This is a genomic window from Microbacterium trichothecenolyticum (genome assembly GCF_000956465.1).
Lineage (GTDB): Bacteria > Actinomycetota > Actinomycetes > Actinomycetales > Microbacteriaceae > Microbacterium > Microbacterium trichothecenolyticum.
This window is the reverse complement of record NZ_JYJA01000021.1, coordinates 1-16,743: the sequence shown is the minus strand read 5'-3', so window position 1 is coordinate 16,743 and position 16,743 is coordinate 1. Positions and strand designations below refer to the sequence as shown.

The 16,743-nt window shown below is 68.4% G+C and carries 13 protein-coding genes; 7 read left to right on the top strand and 6 right to left on the bottom strand.

Going from position 1 to position 16,743, the window contains the following annotated elements; all coding sequences use genetic code 11:
• Window positions 1-22 precede the first annotated feature (22 nt).
• A complete protein-coding gene (locus tag RS82_RS02020) occupies window positions 23-1,651 on the top strand; it encodes a dipeptide ABC transporter ATP-binding protein (protein WP_045296578.1) in 1,629 nt (542 codons plus the stop codon).
• A 15-nt stretch (window positions 1,652-1,666) separates the two neighbouring features.
• A complete protein-coding gene (locus RS82_RS02015; protein ID WP_045296577.1) occupies window positions 1,667-2,872 on the top strand; it encodes an aminotransferase-like domain-containing protein in 1,206 nt (401 codons plus the stop codon).
• A 294-nt stretch (window positions 2,873-3,166) separates the two neighbouring features.
• On the opposite strand, the gene RS82_RS20950 is transcribed toward RS82_RS02015, so the two are convergent.
• The 3 genes from RS82_RS20950 to RS82_RS02000 form a co-directional block, all read right to left on the bottom strand.
• Window positions 3,167-3,469 carry a hypothetical protein gene (locus RS82_RS20950; protein ID WP_084695405.1) on the bottom strand — a complete coding sequence of 101 codons (303 nt, stop codon included), beginning with the start codon at window positions 3,467-3,469 and terminating at the stop codon, window positions 3,167-3,169.
• Window positions 3,470-3,745: 276 nt separating this feature from the next.
• Window positions 3,746-5,419 carry an alkaline phosphatase D family protein gene (locus RS82_RS02005; RefSeq protein ID WP_045296576.1) on the bottom strand — a complete coding sequence of 558 codons (1,674 nt, stop codon included), beginning with the start codon at window positions 5,417-5,419 and terminating at the stop codon, window positions 3,746-3,748.
• 146 nt (window positions 5,420-5,565) lie between these two features.
• Window positions 5,566-8,673, bottom strand: coding sequence for an nSTAND1 domain-containing NTPase (locus tag RS82_RS02000; protein ID WP_045296575.1), 3,108 nt, complete (start codon window positions 8,671-8,673; stop codon window positions 5,566-5,568).
• A 132-nt stretch (window positions 8,674-8,805) separates the two neighbouring features.
• Here RS82_RS02000 and RS82_RS01995 point away from each other — a divergent pair, with 132 nt between their 5' ends.
• Window positions 8,806-9,330 (top strand): hypothetical protein, encoded by a 525-nt coding sequence (locus tag RS82_RS01995; RefSeq protein ID WP_157005294.1) that lies wholly within the window; start codon window positions 8,806-8,808, stop codon window positions 9,328-9,330.
• Window positions 9,331-9,462: 132 nt separating this feature from the next.
• Here RS82_RS01995 and RS82_RS01990 read toward each other — a convergent pair whose 3' ends face one another.
• Window positions 9,463-10,122 (bottom strand): hypothetical protein, encoded by a 660-nt coding sequence (locus RS82_RS01990; protein ID WP_045296573.1) that lies wholly within the window; start codon window positions 10,120-10,122, stop codon window positions 9,463-9,465.
• Between the two features lie 281 nt (window positions 10,123-10,403).
• Between RS82_RS01990 and RS82_RS01985 the strand changes: the two genes are divergently transcribed.
• Window positions 10,404-11,711: a protein kinase domain-containing protein gene (locus RS82_RS01985; protein WP_045296572.1), complete on the top strand. Its 1,308-nt coding sequence runs from the start codon at window positions 10,404-10,406 to the stop codon at window positions 11,709-11,711.
• 172 nt (window positions 11,712-11,883) lie between these two features.
• Here RS82_RS01985 and RS82_RS01980 read toward each other — a convergent pair whose 3' ends face one another.
• The gene (locus RS82_RS01980; RefSeq protein ID WP_084695403.1) at window positions 11,884-12,129 is read right to left on the bottom strand and encodes a nuclear transport factor 2 family protein; all 246 of its coding nucleotides are present in this window, start codon (window positions 12,127-12,129) and stop codon (window positions 11,884-11,886) included.
• Here RS82_RS01980 and RS82_RS20550 point away from each other — a divergent pair.
• The 3 genes from RS82_RS20550 to RS82_RS01965 all read left to right on the top strand — a co-directional run bounded on the left by RS82_RS20550 (window position 12,128) and on the right by RS82_RS01965 (window position 15,481).
• Window positions 12,128-12,868, top strand: a complete 741-nt coding sequence (locus RS82_RS20550; protein ID WP_157005291.1) for a hypothetical protein — start codon at window positions 12,128-12,130, stop codon at window positions 12,866-12,868. The genes RS82_RS01980 and RS82_RS20550 overlap by 2 nt on opposite strands.
• A gap of 117 nt (window positions 12,869-12,985) precedes the next feature.
• Window positions 12,986-13,252 (top strand): hypothetical protein, encoded by a 267-nt coding sequence (locus RS82_RS01970; RefSeq protein WP_045296570.1) that lies wholly within the window; start codon window positions 12,986-12,988, stop codon window positions 13,250-13,252.
• 627 nt (window positions 13,253-13,879) lie between these two features.
• Window positions 13,880-15,481 (top strand): DUF5979 domain-containing protein, encoded by a 1,602-nt coding sequence (locus RS82_RS01965; RefSeq protein ID WP_157005288.1) that lies wholly within the window; start codon window positions 13,880-13,882, stop codon window positions 15,479-15,481.
• Window positions 15,482-16,469: 988 nt separating this feature from the next.
• Here the strand turns inward: RS82_RS01965 and RS82_RS21610 are convergent.
• A partial coding sequence (locus tag RS82_RS21610; protein ID WP_211255842.1) for a hypothetical protein occupies window positions 16,470-16,743 on the bottom strand: 274 nt, incomplete at its 5' end.

Sequence of the window (16,743 nt, the reverse complement as noted above, 5' to 3'; positions counted from 1 at the left end):
CCGGCAGACAGAAGGATCGCTCATGACCCCCTCCCACGACCTCCTCCGCGTCGACGGCCTGTCGGTCTGGTACGGATCGACCCCGGTCGTCTTCGACGCGGGCTTCAGCCTCGCCCGCGGCGAGAGCCTCGCGCTCATCGGCGAGTCCGGATCGGGCAAGTCCACGATCGCCCGGTCGATCCTGCGCCTGCTGCCCGAGGGCGCTCGGGCGCGGGGAAGCGTGGAGTTCCAGGGCACCGAGACCCTGTCGCTGCCGGAGCGGCGGTTCCGTCCGCTCCGGGGCCGCCAGATCGGCTTCGTCCCCCAGGATCCGGCGAACGCGCTCAACCCCGTCCGTCGCATCGGCGCGCAGGCCCACGAGGCCGCAGCGCTCTTCGAGCCGCGCGACGCGAAGGCCCGACGGCTGCTCATCCTCGACACGTTTGAGAAGGTCGGGCTCTCCGACCCGCACCGTGCGTACGACTCCTACCCGCACCAGCTGTCGGGCGGCATGCTGCAGAGGGTGCTCATCGGCCTGGCACTGATTCCGGCACCCGCGCTCATCGTCGCCGACGAGCCCACGAGCGCGCTCGACGTCACCATCCAGAAGCGCATCCTCGATGTTCTGACCCAGCTGCAGACCGAACGCGGCATCGGACTGCTGCTCATCACGCACGACCTCGCCATCGCCGGGGAGCGCACCGACCGCATCGTGGTCCTCAAGGACGGACGGGTACAGGATGCCGGGGCCACCGGTGACGTGTTCGCCCAGCCTGGATCGGACTACACGGTTCGACTGCAGGCGGACGCGCCGGCACTGAACCCCGAGCGCTACGCCGCACTGCGCGCGGACCGGCCGCCCGTCGTGGGTGCGCCGCTGCGGATCGAGGTGTCGGGTCTCACGAAGACCTTCTCGGCCGACGGCGGCGCGGTGAAGGCGCTCGACGATGTGTCGTTCTCCGTGCCCGCGGGCACGACCCACGCCCTCGTGGGCGAGTCGGGCTCGGGCAAGACGACGGCGCTGCGAACGCTCCTGGGCCTCGAGCATCCGGATGCCGGCATTCTCCTCGTCGACGGCGAGTCCGTCGTGGGGCGCAGCGCGGACGCGGTGCGCAGCATCCGTCGTCATCTGCAGCTGGTGTACCAGAACCCGTTCACCTCCCTCGACCCGTCGTGGCGCGTCGGCGCCATCGTGCGCGAGCCGCTCGAGCGGTACCGGGTCGGCGCGCGCCGCGAGCGCGCGGCCCGCGTGGCCGAGACGCTCGCCGCCGTCGGGCTCACGCCCGCACACGCCCGCCGTCGGGCCGCCGAACTGTCGGGCGGTCAGCGGCAGCGCGTCGCCATCGCGCGAGCGCTGGTGCTCGAGCCCGACGTCATCGTGCTCGACGAGCCCACCAGTGCCCTCGACGTGAGCGTGCAGGCCGACATCGTCGAGGTGCTCCTGACGCTTCAGGCCGAGCGCGGCCTCACCTACCTGTTCGTCTCGCACGACCTCGCGCTCGTCCGGCAGGTCGCCGACTCCGTCTCCGTGCTGCGCAACGGCAAGGTCGTCGAGAGCGGACCCGTCGAGCGGGTGTTCGCCGACCCGCAGGACGACTACACGAAGACCCTGCTGTCGGCGATCCCGCGCCCCGGATCCCGCATCCCCACCGAACTCGCCCGCACCGCCTGAGAATTGGAGTCCTCGATGAGCCTCGACACCCTGCCCGCCCTCGACCGACGCACCGCCCTGGTGTCAGCGTTCACGGTTCCGAAGGGCTTCGGCGACCAGACGCTGCGAGAACGCCGAGCCGACGCGATCGAACTGCTCGGCGGCATCCCCGATCCCTCCGTGCTTCCCGCGGGCGAACTCGCCGAGGCGACCGCCCGGGTGCTCGCGCAGCCCGGCCTGCCGGCGCTGCAGTACTCGCGCACCGAGGGCATCCCTGCGCTGCGGGAGTGGATCGCGGCGCGTGAAGGCGTGCCGGTCTCTCGCATCGTGGTGACGAACGGCGGGTTCCACGGGCTCGCGCTCGCCATCCAGACGACCGTCGAACGCGGCGATCTCGTCGCCGTCGACAACCCGATCTTCCCGCTCTTCCTCCGCGGTCTCGAGCTCTCGGCGGCGCACACCCTTCCCGTACGGGTGGGCGCCCACGGTCTCGACGTCGACGAGTTCGGCGCGCTTCTGCGGGACGGCGCGCGTCCGGCCGCGCTGTACACCGTCCCGGACTTCCACAACCCGACGCAGGGATCCCTCTCGCTCGAGGGTCGGCGCGAGCTCGTGCGGCTCGCCGAGCACTACGGGTTCGTCATCTTCGCCGACAACCCCTACCGCGAGCTGCGGTTCGCCGGTCCCGGGCCCGACGAGGAGCCGTTCAACCACTCCGAGCACGTGATCCACGTCAACACCTTCACCAAGACGCTCGGCCCCGGATTGCGCCTGGGCTGGCTCGTGCTGCCCGAGCGGCTCGTGCCGGACGTCATCGCGCTGCGCAGCCGCCAGGACTCGCATTCGTCGACCTTCGTGCAGGCCGTCGTCGCCGACCTGCTGACCCAGGACCGGGGGCTGTTCGACGCGACCCTCGACCGGGCGCGAGCGCTCTACGCGTCGCGTGCACGCACGCTGGCCGAGGCGATCGAGCGCGAAGCGCCCGGAGCATTCGACGTCGTAGTCCCGGAAGGCGGCCTCTTCCTCTGGCCGCGCCTGCGTGACGCGGACGTCGACCCCGACCGGCTGGCCGACGACGCGAGCGCCGAGGGCGTCGAGTACCAGCGCGGCTCGTTCTTCCCCTCCGGACCAGGAACGGATGCCGCGCGCCACCTGCGGCTCGCCTTCGGCGACACCGGCGAGGACCTCCTCACCGAGGCGGCCGCCCGGCTCGGTCGCGCGCTGCGGCGGCAGCGCGGCTGACGACTCGTCGGAGGAGCGACAGATGGATGCCGCGATCACCGACGCCCTCGCCCTCACCGAGGCATCGACCCTCGAGCAGCGCACCGTCGATATCACCACCCGCGGCGCCCGCTCCGGCCGGCCGCACCGCATCGAGATCTGGTTCCACAGCATCGACGGCGACGTGTACATCACCGGCACGCCCGGAGCCCGGTCGTGGTACGCGAACCTGCTCAGGAACCCCGGGTTCACGTTCCACCTGAAGCACGACGTACAAGTCGACCTCCCCGTTACCGGAGGGAGGGGCGGCTTCCCTCAGGCGAGGATGCGCTCCCGGATCGGCGGCAGGTGCGGGATCGGAATCGGGCGTCGCGCAGCGGGCAGTCGCGGGGCGGTGACCCTGTCGATGACCGCGTCGAGGACGTCGGACGGGCACATGAAGTGTTCCGCGAGCCCGAGGTCGCGCAGCCACACGACGTCGTATTCCAGGTCGTCGACCTCATAGACGTGTGCCACGACACGTTCAGGGTGGCTCTCGGGCAGAGAGAGGTCCTCGATCAGCCACTTGATAGAGGTGACCCTGCGCAGTTCGAATCGAGGGTTCGGTTCAGTTGACATTGTTCGCCTCCGATCTGGATCAACCAGCAGAAAGCGCCCGCCCGTCACGTCCGCAGCACGCACGTCACCGTGCGACAGCCCGCAGGACGGACTCCCAGAACCCCGGACGTGCGAACGCGAGCACTCCCGCCGGAATGTGGTCACTTCAAGGATAGGAAGCTGAACTGGCACTCTCAAGAGGCGAGTGCCGGCTTTTCCGCGCTCCCCAGCGGTTCTCGCGGAGGGTCGACGAGTTCGAGCCCCACGCACGCCTGACTCGAACAGATCCGCAGCCGCTCAGGACGAAGCTTCGGAATCTCTCTTCGCCGGCACCGTGATCGCCGCCACCTCTTCGAGACGAGGATGCCGTTCGTCTCCGTCCTCGACCACCCCGGTGTGCCATGTCATCGTGAGCCCATCGGGTCCGTCCTGCAGCAGCGCGAGGTTGTTGTCGAACCACGGACCCTCGACCGTCTTCCAACGGAAGGGCGGGTCGGGAACCTTTGCGGAATGCGCGGCTGCGGCGCCCAGCGGCGTCGCTGCGCCGTACGACATCACCACGGAGAACCAACGCAGGAAGCGAGGCAAGGGATTGCGAACAGGCGAGCAGACTGCCTGCAAGATGCGGCTGCCGTTCGGACGCTCTACCTCGGCCAGATACGAGTAGTGCACGTCGCCGGATAAGAAGGTCACCGTCAGCGGCGACGGGCCGCGGTTGCCGTCGGCCAACTCCGTCGCAATCCCGGCAACCGCCTGGAAGCTGTTCTGGAACGCCGCCCAGTGCTCCAGGTCGAATCTCTGCCGCAGCTGTTCCCCGACCCACGCGGCCGGTCGACCCCATGCGCCCTGCGCGATCGCCTCATCCCAAGCCTCCACATGGTGCAAGCCCAGCGGCAGAAGGAAGGGGAGCGAGGTGGCGACCAGGACGTGGCGGAATCCGCCCTGCATCCGGCGGTCGAACCACGCGAGCTCTTGACCGTTGAGCAGTCCCCGAGCCGACGGAGTGAGATCTCTCGAGACGCGTGAATCCAGGACGATCAGCCGCGTTCCATCGAAGTCTCGGGAGTAACTCCAGCGGTAGCTGTCGGGGTCCTTGTCGCACCGGTCGGCGAACTCGTCGAGCGCGGCGCTCAGGTCGGGATAAGGGGCATCGTGACGCCGCCCGATGACCCGCTGCCACATCTCGTCCGCGGCACGTTCCCGGGGAGACAAGTTGCCGAGGTGCTGGTACACCCAGTACGACGCCAAGCCGGCGACGATGCGCTCGTGCCACCAGTTGGTGGCTTCCATCTTCCTCTTCCAGTCGAGCGAGGCGTTCCAGTCATCGCGGATGTCATGGTCATCGAAGATCATCGCGCTCGGCACGCACGAGAGCAGCCACCGATTCGCGTCATCCGACCATGCCAGTTGATAGAGGTGGGCGTACTCTTCGAAGTCCTTGAGCTCCTTGCCCGGTTCCTCATGAATGTCGCGGCGGCTTCGGATGAATTCCTGCATCTGCTTCGTGGTCGAGTCGGCGTATACCTGATCGCCGAGGAACAGCAGCAGATCGGGTCGCACCTCGCGGCCATCGGCCACCGCGAGGGCGAAAGCGCGCAACGAGTCGACGCCATGCGTTCGGTTGCCTGACCGGTCGTGGGGCACACTGGTGCGGCACGATCCGTAGGCGATCCGCGACGGTCGCCCGGGCGCACGCGTGGCGATCACCGATGCCGGGTACTCGGAGCGCGGGTCCGGCCAGACCGAGACCCCGTCGATCTCGATCCGGTAGGGCGAGACGGTGCCGGGCTCGAGCCGGTCGACTTCGACGAGGGCGAAATGGTGGCCGTGCACGGCGAAGCTGCGGGCCTGCCACGATCGCCCCCCGGCGTGGACACGCACCAGGCAATCGGCTCGCGTCTCCACCCAGATGCTCGCCGACGTCTCATCGACGTAGCGCAGCATCGGCCCCAACACCAGCGGGGATCCCATGAACCCGTTCTACCGTGGTCACACGACAGCGGCCAGAGGTGCCTGCGCTGACCGCGCGGGACCGCTTTCGGCTTCATGGCGGCTCGGGATCGCGACACGCGCGGTGATGGGATCGGAACGCTCGAGCTCGACGACGGGACGCGCGGTCAACCCCGGCATGCGGGGTCGTAAGGGATCCCGCCGATGTACTCCTGCCACTCCCGCTCGGTGAGCGTCCGCCCGGCGACCTCGCACGCGCGTTTCAGCCAGACCGCCGGATCGGCAGTCACGCTCCGTATGCGCCCATCGGGCTGTTCCAGCCGAACAGCGCGCTCGGTCTGCCCGGTCACGTTGGATACGACGTCGCGGTACTCCGCGGGCCAGTCGCCCAGGTCCCACGTGATCACCTCGCCGACGCTCGCGATGGTCACCAGTTCCTCATCCGTCCGGTACCCGATCTCCGCGACAGAACCCTGGTGTCCGCCGAGAATCTCGGTGACGTCGGCGGTGTCGATGCTCGCCAGTGCGATGCTTCCCGCGGTGTCGGCCACCGCGAGCTGGGACCCGTCCGGACTGAACTCTGCCGCCACCGCAGCGCGGGGCAGCGGGATGACGACCGGCGCGGTGGTCCCCGCGGGATCCACGATGCGCACCCCCACCCCGTCGGCTCCGATCGCCAGGCGGCGCTCATCGGCGCTGACGGCGAGCAGCCCGTTTGCCCGGATCTCATCCAGCTGCGCTCCCGTCGCCGTGTCGAACACGGTGATCGGCCCGTTTCCGCTCGCGTAGAGGCGGGAGCCGTCGGCCGAGAATCTCAGGACGATCCGCTTCGCGAAGCCGGTCATCGGGTCATCGCCCCTGACCTTCAGCCACAGCGTCGTGGGACTGGTGTCTTCCGGCGCGCTCGTCCTCCAGAGCTTGATCGTCCCCCACGAGGCATCCTCCGACTGGAGAGGAGCGGGGATGGCGAGCAGGGCGCCGTCCGGCGAGTACTCGTTGACGAGTTCCGGCCCAGGGAAGTCGCCCGTCCGGTCCTTGGGCTCGGTGTGCGTCACCGACGTGGCCCGGGGCGCCCGCGCGAAGACCTCCATGAGGCTGACCCTCGCTTCCGGACTGTCGTCCAGGTGGATGGCCTGGGCGGCGAGCAGCAAGGCTCGATCGAGGTTCGGCTCGTCGATCGCAACCTCGGCTACTCTGCGGGCCGTGGTGGCGATCGCGGCCTCGCCTGCGATGTTCGCCTGGATCCCGGCGAACACGCTCGCCGCCACCGCGATGATCGCCAAGCCGGCGGCCCCCGCCGACACCCAGGTGAGCCGCCTGACCATCCGACGCTCGCGGCGGAGTTGAGTCTGCGCGGCCGCCAGCTCCGCCTTCTCATGCTCCCCCGACATCGCCAGGAACTCGCGCTCGAGCATGGTGAGTGATGGAGACGCGGCATCCTGCCACTGCTGGACCGTCAGCAGTCGGCTGCCTCGATAGAGCTCACTGTCCGGTCGCCCCATGGCATCCCAGGCGATGGCCGCGGAAGCGAGGTGGCGCATGATCCGCTGGCCCTCCACATCGCCGGCGAGCCACTCCGTCAGGCGCGGCCACTCCCGAGCCAGTGCTTCGTGCGAGAGCTGCACCGACTCTTCGTCCGTCGTCAGCAGGCGGGCGTCGACCAGTCGGTCGATGACCCTCGCGTGGGCGTCATCGATCGCAACCAGCGCGCGTTCGACGCGACGGCCGTTGGCGACGCCATCTGCGGCGTCGACGAGGCGCAGCAGGATGTCGCGCAGCAGTCGTCTTTGCTCCTCCGGCAGCTCCGCGTACACCTCTTCGGCCGTCTGCGCGACGGCGCCGTCGATCTCCCCAGAAGCGCGGTATCCGTCGACGGTCATGACGCGGCCCTCGCGACGGGACCACACCTGGCGCAGCGCGTGGGACAGCAGTGGGAGCGATCGGCCGTCGGCGTCGCGGACCAGGACTGCAGTGAGGCCCGGCTCCAGCATGAGCCCCGCCTGCTCCGCGGGCTTCTCGATGATCGCCCGCAGACCGTCTGATCCGAGCGAGGTGAGCATCAGCATCCGTGACCGGATGATCTGCGTGAAGCCCTCCTGCTCGGCCAGGTCTCCGAGCCGATCGGCTCGCAGCGCGAGGACGAGCGTGTCGCGGAAGACCAGCTGAGACAGGGCTGAGAAGAACTCGCGGGACTCGCCGGGCTCGTCTGCGGCGAAGGCCTGCTCGCCCTGATCAACGATGAGGACGGATGCTGCGCCCTCGAGGTCGGCGCCTCTCAAAGCCTCGACCGGATGCTCCCCGGGCGTGATGATGGCCACCTCGGCACCGCCCGCGCGCAGCTGCGCAGCGATCCCGGCCCTCACGAACGACGATTTGCCCACTCCCGATGCTCCGGCGACGAGGAGCACGCCGTGCTCCTCGAGCATCCGCAGGGCCTCGGCCAGCTCCTGCTCACGACCGAAGTACCGGTCCGCGTCTTGCACGTCGGCCGGCGGAAGGCCGAAGTACGGACACTCGGCCGACGCCGCCCGGAACACGCGGTCGGAGAGGAGGTCGGGGTCTTGGCGCAGTATCGCCTTCTCCAGTTCGGCCAGCTCGACGCAGGGATCCAGCCCCAACTCTGCGGCGAGCAGCGATCGCGCGCTGCGTACCGTGGCGAGAGCGTCAGCCTGCCGGCCCTGGCGGTATTGCGCCGCGGCGAGCACCACCCAGCGCCTCTCGCGGAGCGGCGCCTCCGCGACACGCGCGCGTGCCGAGGCCGCCACCTCCGGCACCTCGCCGGCCTGCAGCCGTGCGTCGAGCAGCAGCTCCTCGGCCGACAGCCGCAACTCTTCCAAGCGACCGGCGGCGATCCGAGCCGGCTGCCAGTCGACCAGCTCGGCATAGGCCTCACCCCGCCACAGCGCCAGCGCCTCCGACAACGTATGCGCGGCGCGTTCGGGTTCGCCGAGTTCGAGTTGGTCGCTTCCTCGCTGGACGAGGCTCGCGAAGAGGTCGGCGTCGATCTCCACGTGGTCCGGCAACAGCCGATACCCGTGCGGCGTGGTCTCGATCTGGGCGGGCGCGATCAGTCGACGTAGTCGCATCACGCATCCCTGGATCACCTTCGTCCACGAGGCGGGGAGCTCGTCGCCCCACAGCGCAGCGGCCAGCGCTCCGGCGGAGAGGGAGATGCCCGGCTGCACCGTCAGCGCGCTGAGAACCGCGCGTTCCCGCCGAGCCAGCGGGATCCGGCCGTCGTCGAGTGCAAGTGCACCGAGTACGCGCACCTCCATGACGCCACTGTGAGCCTGCACGCGACAGGCGTCAAGACCGTCGGAACCGCGCCGATACCGGTCGCCGGGCATCGGTACCACGCCGAAACCGGGACACGCGTCGATGGACGTGAAGAGGCAGGAGGACACGTCATGGATGAGTCACCAGCGGCGCCGGTCGAGCCCATGGCGCGAGATTCGGGCGAGCGCCGGGCGAGCGGCATCCTCCCCTGGGCAATCGCCGCCACTGCAACGCTGATCGCCGTGATCGCGATCGTCGTGCTCGTTGTGAACCAGGCGAGCGAGCGTCGGCCGGTGGCGCAGCTCACGCAGGACGACTCGGTGGAGGGGACGTTCGCTGTCGACGAGGATGTGGAGTTCCTCGGCCTGACCGCCGCCGACTTCGTCTCCCACGGCTCATATGGCGCGCTGGAGGTCTGGAGCACGACGACGACGGAACCCGAGGATCTGCGGTGCCTCGCGATCGTGGCGGAAGGTCGCGTCTCACTGTTCCGGTGTTCTGCACCCACGTTCGACACGATCGCCGACTTCAACATCGAGCCCAGCCTGGTCCCACCAGCTCCGTCCGGCGAACCAGCGGCCCACATCCGGTTCATCCTCCGCGACGATGTGGTCGGCGTGTACCTGGCGCCCGACCCGGAGGGCGGCTACTACTGATATGTGGTGTCGCGGTGGTCGCGACGATGTGCTTGTTGTGCTTGGTCGCCAGCACCCGCAATCGGTGGTGCAGCCTGCGGTTTCCGGCATCGCCTCGCGCGGCGCGCAGGTCCAAGCCCGCTTCGGGCACGGCTACTTCGGCTCCTGGTGTGACCGGAGTCCGGTCGCGAACCTCGCGGCGGCATCGGGAACGAGCAGTGCGATCCCGACGGCGACGATCCCGAGCGGGACCCCGACGAGGATGTTCCCGATGTGGAGGAACCAGCCGAGCCCGATCTGGTCGCCCGCGGTCAGGACGGGCGCGAACTTCGCCAGAAGTGCCGCGAGAACTCCGACCGCGGGCAGCACCCCGACGGCGAGGAGCCCAGGCAGGCCGCGCCGGGCGGCCGCGATCGAGATGATGATGAGCCAACCGCTCGCCGCGATTTCCGCAAGCGGAAGAAGCGATTGGACTCCGATGAGGTGTGTCGCGAGGTAGGCGGACTCCGCCCAGTCCTGCTCGAAGCTGCCGATGTACTGGATCGCACCGGTATTGCCTCGAATCGCGCCCACGGCCGCGAACAGCGCTCCCGCGAACACACCGAAGACGGTGGCCGATCCGAGCGCTGGTCCGACCTGGCGACGCAGGACCAGAGCGAAGCCCGTCACCGCGACGATGAGCAGCGCACCGCCCGACAGCTGGAGTCCCGCGGTGACGCTCGCCAGTGCGGCATTGCGTTCGAGCCATGCCAGCGACGCGGCCACGTTGTCGGCATCTGGCCGACCGGCAAGCAGTTCCAGGGGCAGTGCCACGAACAACATCGAACCGGCCAGAACCGCCGCGATCCCGCCGGCGCGGGCAGTGCCTGTCGATCCTGGCTGTTCCGGACTCATGCGCGCAGGCTACGCCGATGCCGGCCTGTGCAGCTATGAGGTGTTCAGCACGACACGGAGAACGGCGCGCTGCCCTACCGCGACGGCGAGATCCTCGCTCCCACGGTCGCGCAGAACCGTCAAGGGCACGTCGCGATGCGTACGCAGCGGCTACCGTCGAAGGGGCTGTCGCGGGCTCGGTCCGCGGCCAGGAGGAACCGATGACAGATGCGAACGCCGACGACACGGCGCCGCTGCTCGACGGCCGCTATCGGCTGGGCGAGTGCGTCGGCGAGGGTGGCATGGCCCGGGTCTACCGCGCGGAGGACGTGATGCTCGGCCGCACGGTGGCGATCAAGCTCATCCGGCCCGGCATCGACGGCGCTTCGTCGGAGCGCGCACGCAGCGAGATGACGGTGCTCGCTTCGTTGAACCACCCGTCGCTCGTCACCCTCTTCGATGCCCGCCTCGTGCCCGGCCAGCCCGAGTACCTCGCCATGGAGTTCGTCGACGGCCCGACTCTCGGTTCTCGACTGGCCTCGGGCGGACCGCTGCCACCCGACATCGTCGGTCACCTCGGGGCCGAGCTCTCCGAGGCACTGCATGTCGTCCACAAGGCCGGTGTCGTGCACCGCGACATCAAACCCTCCAACGTGCTGCTGAGTCCTCCGCAGATCCCGGGCGCGCGCCCGCGCGCGAAGCTCGCGGACTTCGGGATCGCCTACTTGCTCGACACATCGCGGATCACCTCTCCGGGGCTGGTGATCGGAACGTTGGCTTACCTGGCCCCCGAGCAGCTCCGCGGTGACTCGCCCACACCTGCGGCCGACATCTATTCGCTGGGTCTCGTGTTTCTGGAGGCCCTCACCGGCGCGCGGGCGCACCCGCAGGGCGGCGGCATGGCCGCCGCGGTCGCTCGCCTGGAGAGCCGGCCCGAGATCCCCGCTTCCCTGGATGAGCCCTGGACCGATCTGCTGACACGGATGCTGCATCCCGACTCTGCGCAGCGACCGACCGCCGCCGAGGTCGCGGCAGCCGCCGGCAACCTCGCACAGCGCACTCCGGCCGGCACCTTCGCCGCAACGACGGCGGCCACCGTCCCATTCACCGCCCCGACGCTGATCGCTCCGGCTGGCGGCGTCGTCACGGCCGCGGCCGGTCGACCCGACGCGGCGGCACTCGCGGCGGACGCAACCGCAGCCGGGCGAACCACCCGGCGCAAGCGCCTGATGGCCGCACTTGCGGCCGTTACGGTCCTCGTCGGAGCGGTCGTCGGGATCGCGGCGCTCAATCAGCCGCAACCCGCGCCCGCGCCGGTGGTGACAACTCCTGCAGCCCCGGACCCGTCCGACGCCCCGCCCACCGAGGTGACCACCGGAACCGGCGGCGGCGAGGACTCGGGTCTGACGGAGGAGGAGCGCAAGCAGGCTGAGCAGGAGCAGAAGCAACTCGAGCGGGAGCAGCGCAAGCAAGCCCAAGAGGAGGAGAAGCGACTCAAGGAAGAGCAGCGGGAGAACGAAGACGACTGATGGCTCCGGCGCGGGCGTCGCCGATCTTGATCCCATTCATGAACCGAGCGTCCGCCACCCGCGACGGCCCCGGCGTCGGGTATCACGACGACTCGGGATCGCACAGCGCGCCGCGGATGCGATCGGAGCCCTCAGCGCGTGTTCGTCAGTTTCGCGATAGGAGGCGACTCGGTCAGTCGCTCATCGGCGACCGGTAGAGGTCACGTACCGCGGCGTCGATATCGCCCTCACGGGCAGTGAAATCGGGGACGCCCTGGAACACCGCCGACCAGTTGGCGAGCACCTGCTCACGGCCGCCGAATGCGCGGGCGGGGTGTGCCGGCTGGCTGCTCTCGTAGTCCTGCGCGACGAGCGATGCAACCCGTACCGGATCATGGGAGTTCATCGCGTCCCCCAGGCGTTCCAGCAGCGAGGCCATGCAACCGACCGTAACCCCGTCACGAACGGCGCAGAAGAGCTACCCCGCCCCGTCGGCACAGATGGGCAAGCCGGCACCCGAGGCATGGACCCAGGCGATCGACGATGGATACCGCTCGACAGAGCAGCGGCCGACCCAGGGGCGTAGCATCCGTTCGCGCCGCTGGCAACCCCACCTCGTTTTCATGCTCGGTCACGGCTTGCGCGCGTACGATTGCGCGACCGCACGACCAAGGGAGACGAAAATGACCGACACCCAGGGAAACTCCGAAGCCACACAGGCGGCGCGAGACGCCGCCGAGCGAGTGCGCATGTCGGCCGCCGAGGGCGCAGAATCGTTCGGCGCCACGGCGGAGCAGATCGCTGACGAGGTCTCGGCTGGCGCGAAAGCCACGAAGAGCGATGTCGCAGGAACCGTGAGCGACATCGCAGACACGGTGAGCGAGAAGGTCGGGGACGTCGTCGATGGAGCCAAGAGCGCGGCGTCCGAGGCGAAGGCCGCGGCCGGAAAAGCCGCCGATGCCGCGGTCGACGCCGCGAAGGCCGCAACCGCGAGCATCAAGGATGTAGCCGACAACGTCGATGTCGACAGCCTTGTCGCCCAGACCAAGACGGTCGCGGGGGCGTGGACGGACAAGCTGAAGCAGACCTATCGCGAGCGTCCCGGCGTCGTGATCGCCGCAGCCGCGGGCGCTGTCGTGGTGCTGGGCGCGATCGTGCGTTCGATCAGTCGTCGCTGACACTCACGCGGGCGGGGAACGGAACTGGGTACGCCGGCGCGCAATAAGCCGAGCCGTCGGCGTGCAAGGTCATGTGAACGCCGCGATCATCTGGCCCGCGTCTGTAATGTCGAGCGTATGGCGAGACGTCGAGCGCTCCTGGCGTGGGGCGTTGCCGTGGCCCTGGCGGTGGCCGGTGCCGTCATCCTCATCGCCGGGCTGCTCACCCCGGTAGCGTTCGGCTGGTTCGCGTATCAGCCTCTCGCCCATGCGACCTTCGCACCTGCCAGTGCGGGAGTGTTCCTATCCCCCACGACCATCGTCGGAATGGTCGTGCTGGCCTTCGGCCTGGTCGCGCTCGCATTCCTCGCGGGCCGGCGTGCCGGCGCAAAACGTCGCTCATGACCTAGCCGCAGCATCCCAATACGCGCCGGCACGGTGAAGGACGGCCGTCGCGCATTCGATGCCTGTAGGCGTCATGGAGCGTGGCATGAAGGCCGGTCAGCAAGGCAACCTCGGATGCGACAGAAGATCGGGAGCGGAGCTCTCGGTGCGCATGCGGCGCGATCGTGATCGTCGCCGATGCAACCTTTAGGGGCGCGTGGCCTGAGCAAGAACGGGACGTATCCGCACAACATGCGTGGTCGCAGGGCTCGAGCTGCTCGGCGACGAGAGCCACGATGGTCGCTTCGCCGACAGCAGTAACCGAGACTGCCCCTCGGCGAATGAGAGCAAGTACACAGCCCGTGGGGTAGACCACTTGATTCAGTGCGGCTAGATTCTGTCCAGCGATGCAATCTGTCTGTCCGACTTCGAGCTGTGTCGCGGTTTCCGTCGAGCTCGATCGGCGTAGGCGGTTCCATCTCCGACGGAGGTGACGGAATGGCGCGATCCACGGCGCGGACCCCAGTGCGTGCACTCATGGTGATGCTGGTGGGGGCCGCAGTCGTCGTGTTGTCCGCGATGCCGGCGCAAGCGACTCCTGGCCCGCCTGGTGCGACTCCCCGGGTTGGGCCCAACACTGACATCGTCATGTCAGGCACGGGCCCGGGTCAGGGGGTGACGGGCGGGATCGCCCCGATCGGCAGCGGGTTCGACCCGTCCGCCGGCTACCCGGCGGACGTTCCCGCCGGATTCGAGCCACTCAACGAGGGGTTCGCGGGAGTCATCCATGCGCAATCGGTGACCTCCGGTGAAACGCTCAATATGTTCTGCATCGATATCCGCACACTGACATACCCGGGTCTGGGCTACGAGAACGGCACATGGGACGAGTCGAACGTTCCCAACGTGGGCTACATCGCGAGGATTCTGGACGAGTACTACCCGAACACCGGAGAACCCGCCGACGCACCCAACGACAACGCGAGGGCCGCCGCTGTGCAGGCCGCGATCTGGTTCTTCAGTGACAATTACGTGCTGTCGTCCACCGATCCCGTTCGACCATTCACCGCGGCAATCGTGGCCACAGTCCTGGCCGCCGGTCCGCTCCCCGAACCTAGCCCACCGAACCTGGTCATCGATCCGACAACCGCTGCTGGGCCCTCCGACACCCCGCTCGGCCCATACACGGTGACGTCGGATACCACCGACCCCGATCTTCAGATCACCGTGCGAACCGCGGGCGGCACGATGTACGCCGACGCCGGCGGGACCATTCCTATCGCCGACGGTTCCGCGGTGCCCAACAACACCCAAATCTGGCTCCTCCCCAACGCGGTGACGGGCGGCACCGTGACCATGACCGCGCGCGGCGTCGCCACCGTGCCCAGCGGCAACGTCTACCTCTACGACGGCAACACAACCGGCGTGAATGACGCCCAGCGGCTCATCCTCGCGCAGGACGCCGAAGTATCCACCCTGACCAGTGCGACCGCGGACTTCTTCCAGGTCGGTTCGCTGCAGGTGACGAAGACGATCTCGGGTTCAGCGGCCGGCGATCAGGGAGCGGTGATGCTGCACGTGTCGTGCGACAACGGACTGGAGCAGGACATCACGATCGCTGCGAACACGCCCGCCGGCGACACGACCACAACGATCGACGACCTGCCCGTCGGGACGGTCTGCACCGTCACCGAACCACAGGACGGCTCGTCAGCATCCGTGTCGGTCACCACAACCGTCGCAGGCAGCCCCGCCACCATCACCGCCGACCAGATCACCGACGTCACCGTGACCAACACGTACGAGACGGTGTTGTCATCGCTGCAGGTGACGAAGACGATCTCGGGTTCAGCGGCCGGCGATCAGGGAGCGGTGATGCTGCACGTGTCGTGCGACAACGGACTGGAGCAGGACATCACGATCGCTGCGAACACGCCCGCCGGCGACACGACCACAACGATCGACGACCTGCCCGTCGGGACGGTCTGCACCGTCACCGAACCACAGGACGGCTCGTCAGCATCCGTGTCGGTCACCACAACCGTCGCAGGCAGCCCCGCCACCGTCACCGCCGACCAAGTCGCAGTCGTCACGGTCACCAACACTTTCGACTCACCCTCGGATCCAGGCGACCTGGCCGCCACCGGCCTTCCGACCAATTTTGGCGTCCCTCTCTTCGTCGGCGTGACCCTCCTCGGCCTCGGCGTCGCAATCGAGTCGGCCAAGCGCCGACGCCACCGCGCCAACTGAGCTCGCGCGCACCGCTGAGCGGCCAACATGCTTGTCCCACGCTCGTGGAGAGGGTGCCCCCGCACGGCGAACGCGTTTCGTCGGCGCGATCGGGATCGTCACGATGCTGCAGCCCCCTGACGTCACCCCCGCTGCATTGGTCGCTCGACCCGTCTGGCCGTCACCAGTACCGGTGGCGGGACGGGGCCGGCTGGTCGGATGCTGTTGCCGACAACGGCGTGCAGGGTCGCGACCCCGTCTGAGACCCTGTTCAGCGAGCGCATCGAGCACCCGCATGCGAGAACAAGAACGAGAGCGGAGCTGTCGCCCGCGCCGAATCCCGCACGCGGCCACTCGTGAATCCCGTGCGAGCGGGTGGACGAATAGGGGCGTCCGCTGAGCATTATGGACGCACCTACTACCGGACGCGTGTGACTATGGGCCGGGCTTAGGTGTCGTCGGTTTCGTTAGGAGAGTCGTGCGTCGGGGCCCGCGTCCAGCGTTGGCGGTTCGAGTTGCGGCGGGCTTACATCCTGATTCCGTCTCATGTGGCGTCGTTCGCTTCTGGGCGTGATGTCGTCCGTCATCGCGTTTCGCAGCTCCGTCAGTCGATCGTCGACGGCCTTTCCAGCGAGAATACGAGCGCGTCCGGACGCCTTGTGCCATTTTGTAATCGCTGGCCATAGCCGGCGCGCAGGGGCCTTAACGCGCGATGGTGCGACCAGAAAGAGGGCCGTGGAGGCTGCCTGCAACTGAGCGAGCGGTTCATTGAGCGCATTGCCGCGTGCATTTCCGCTGACTCGGAGTTTGTCCGCCGCGCGAAGAAAATCCACGTAGGCGGCGCGACGCACATCTCGGAATTGTCCACGCTCGCGGTGGCGCCGCTCGATCTGGGCAACCACAACGCCGGCAATGATCGCCAAACACGCGACGAGCGTAGCCCCGACGGTGGACCAGAAGTTGGTGACCTCGGCGGCGGTCCACCCCGAACCAGGCACAGGTCCCCCACCTACGACGGGAAATGGATGACTACTTGCCTACAACCGTTCACGACGGCGCCAGCGAAGACGATCATCCCGGCACTGAAGAACCAGCGTGCTGCGAGTCTGCGCATCATGTCCCCAATCCCCAGAAAGCGCATGCGCGGCGAGATGAGTGTCGGCGGCGCTCGAAAACTGAACACTTGCGGCGGCGAAAAGTGAACACTCAACGATTGGAGAGTGATCACTTTGGAGGATTGGGCACTGATTCGCAGGTTGGCTGCGGAGGGGGTTCCAAAGGCG

What these genes read in the sequence shown, in the direction of transcription:
- RS82_RS02020 (WP_045296578.1), top strand. Translation starts at nt 23, where the DNA reads ATGACCCCCTCCCACGACCTCCTCCGCGTCGACGGCCTGTCGGTCTGG.
- RS82_RS02015 (WP_045296577.1), top strand. Translation starts at nt 1,667, where the DNA reads ATGAGCCTCGACACCCTGCCCGCCCTCGACCGACGCACCGCCCTGGTG.
- RS82_RS20950 (WP_084695405.1), bottom strand. Translation starts at nt 3,469, where the DNA reads ATGTCAACTGAACCGAACCCTCGATTCGAACTGCGCAGGGTCACCTCT.
- RS82_RS02005 (WP_045296576.1), bottom strand. Translation starts at nt 5,419, where the DNA reads ATGGGATCCCCGCTGGTGTTGGGGCCGATGCTGCGCTACGTCGATGAG.
- RS82_RS02000 (WP_045296575.1), bottom strand. Translation starts at nt 8,673, where the DNA reads ATGGAGGTGCGCGTACTCGGTGCACTTGCACTCGACGACGGCCGGATC.
- RS82_RS01995 (WP_157005294.1), top strand. Translation starts at nt 8,806, where the DNA reads ATGGATGAGTCACCAGCGGCGCCGGTCGAGCCCATGGCGCGAGATTCG.
- RS82_RS01985 (WP_045296572.1), top strand. Translation starts at nt 10,404, where the DNA reads ATGACAGATGCGAACGCCGACGACACGGCGCCGCTGCTCGACGGCCGC.
- RS82_RS20550 (WP_157005291.1), top strand. Translation starts at nt 12,128, where the DNA reads ATGCAACCGACCGTAACCCCGTCACGAACGGCGCAGAAGAGCTACCCC.
- RS82_RS01980 (WP_084695403.1), bottom strand. Translation starts at nt 12,129, where the DNA reads ATGGCCTCGCTGCTGGAACGCCTGGGGGACGCGATGAACTCCCATGAT.
- RS82_RS01970 (WP_045296570.1), top strand. Translation starts at nt 12,986, where the DNA reads ATGGCGAGACGTCGAGCGCTCCTGGCGTGGGGCGTTGCCGTGGCCCTG.
- RS82_RS01965 (WP_157005288.1), top strand. Translation starts at nt 13,880, where the DNA reads ATGTCAGGCACGGGCCCGGGTCAGGGGGTGACGGGCGGGATCGCCCCG.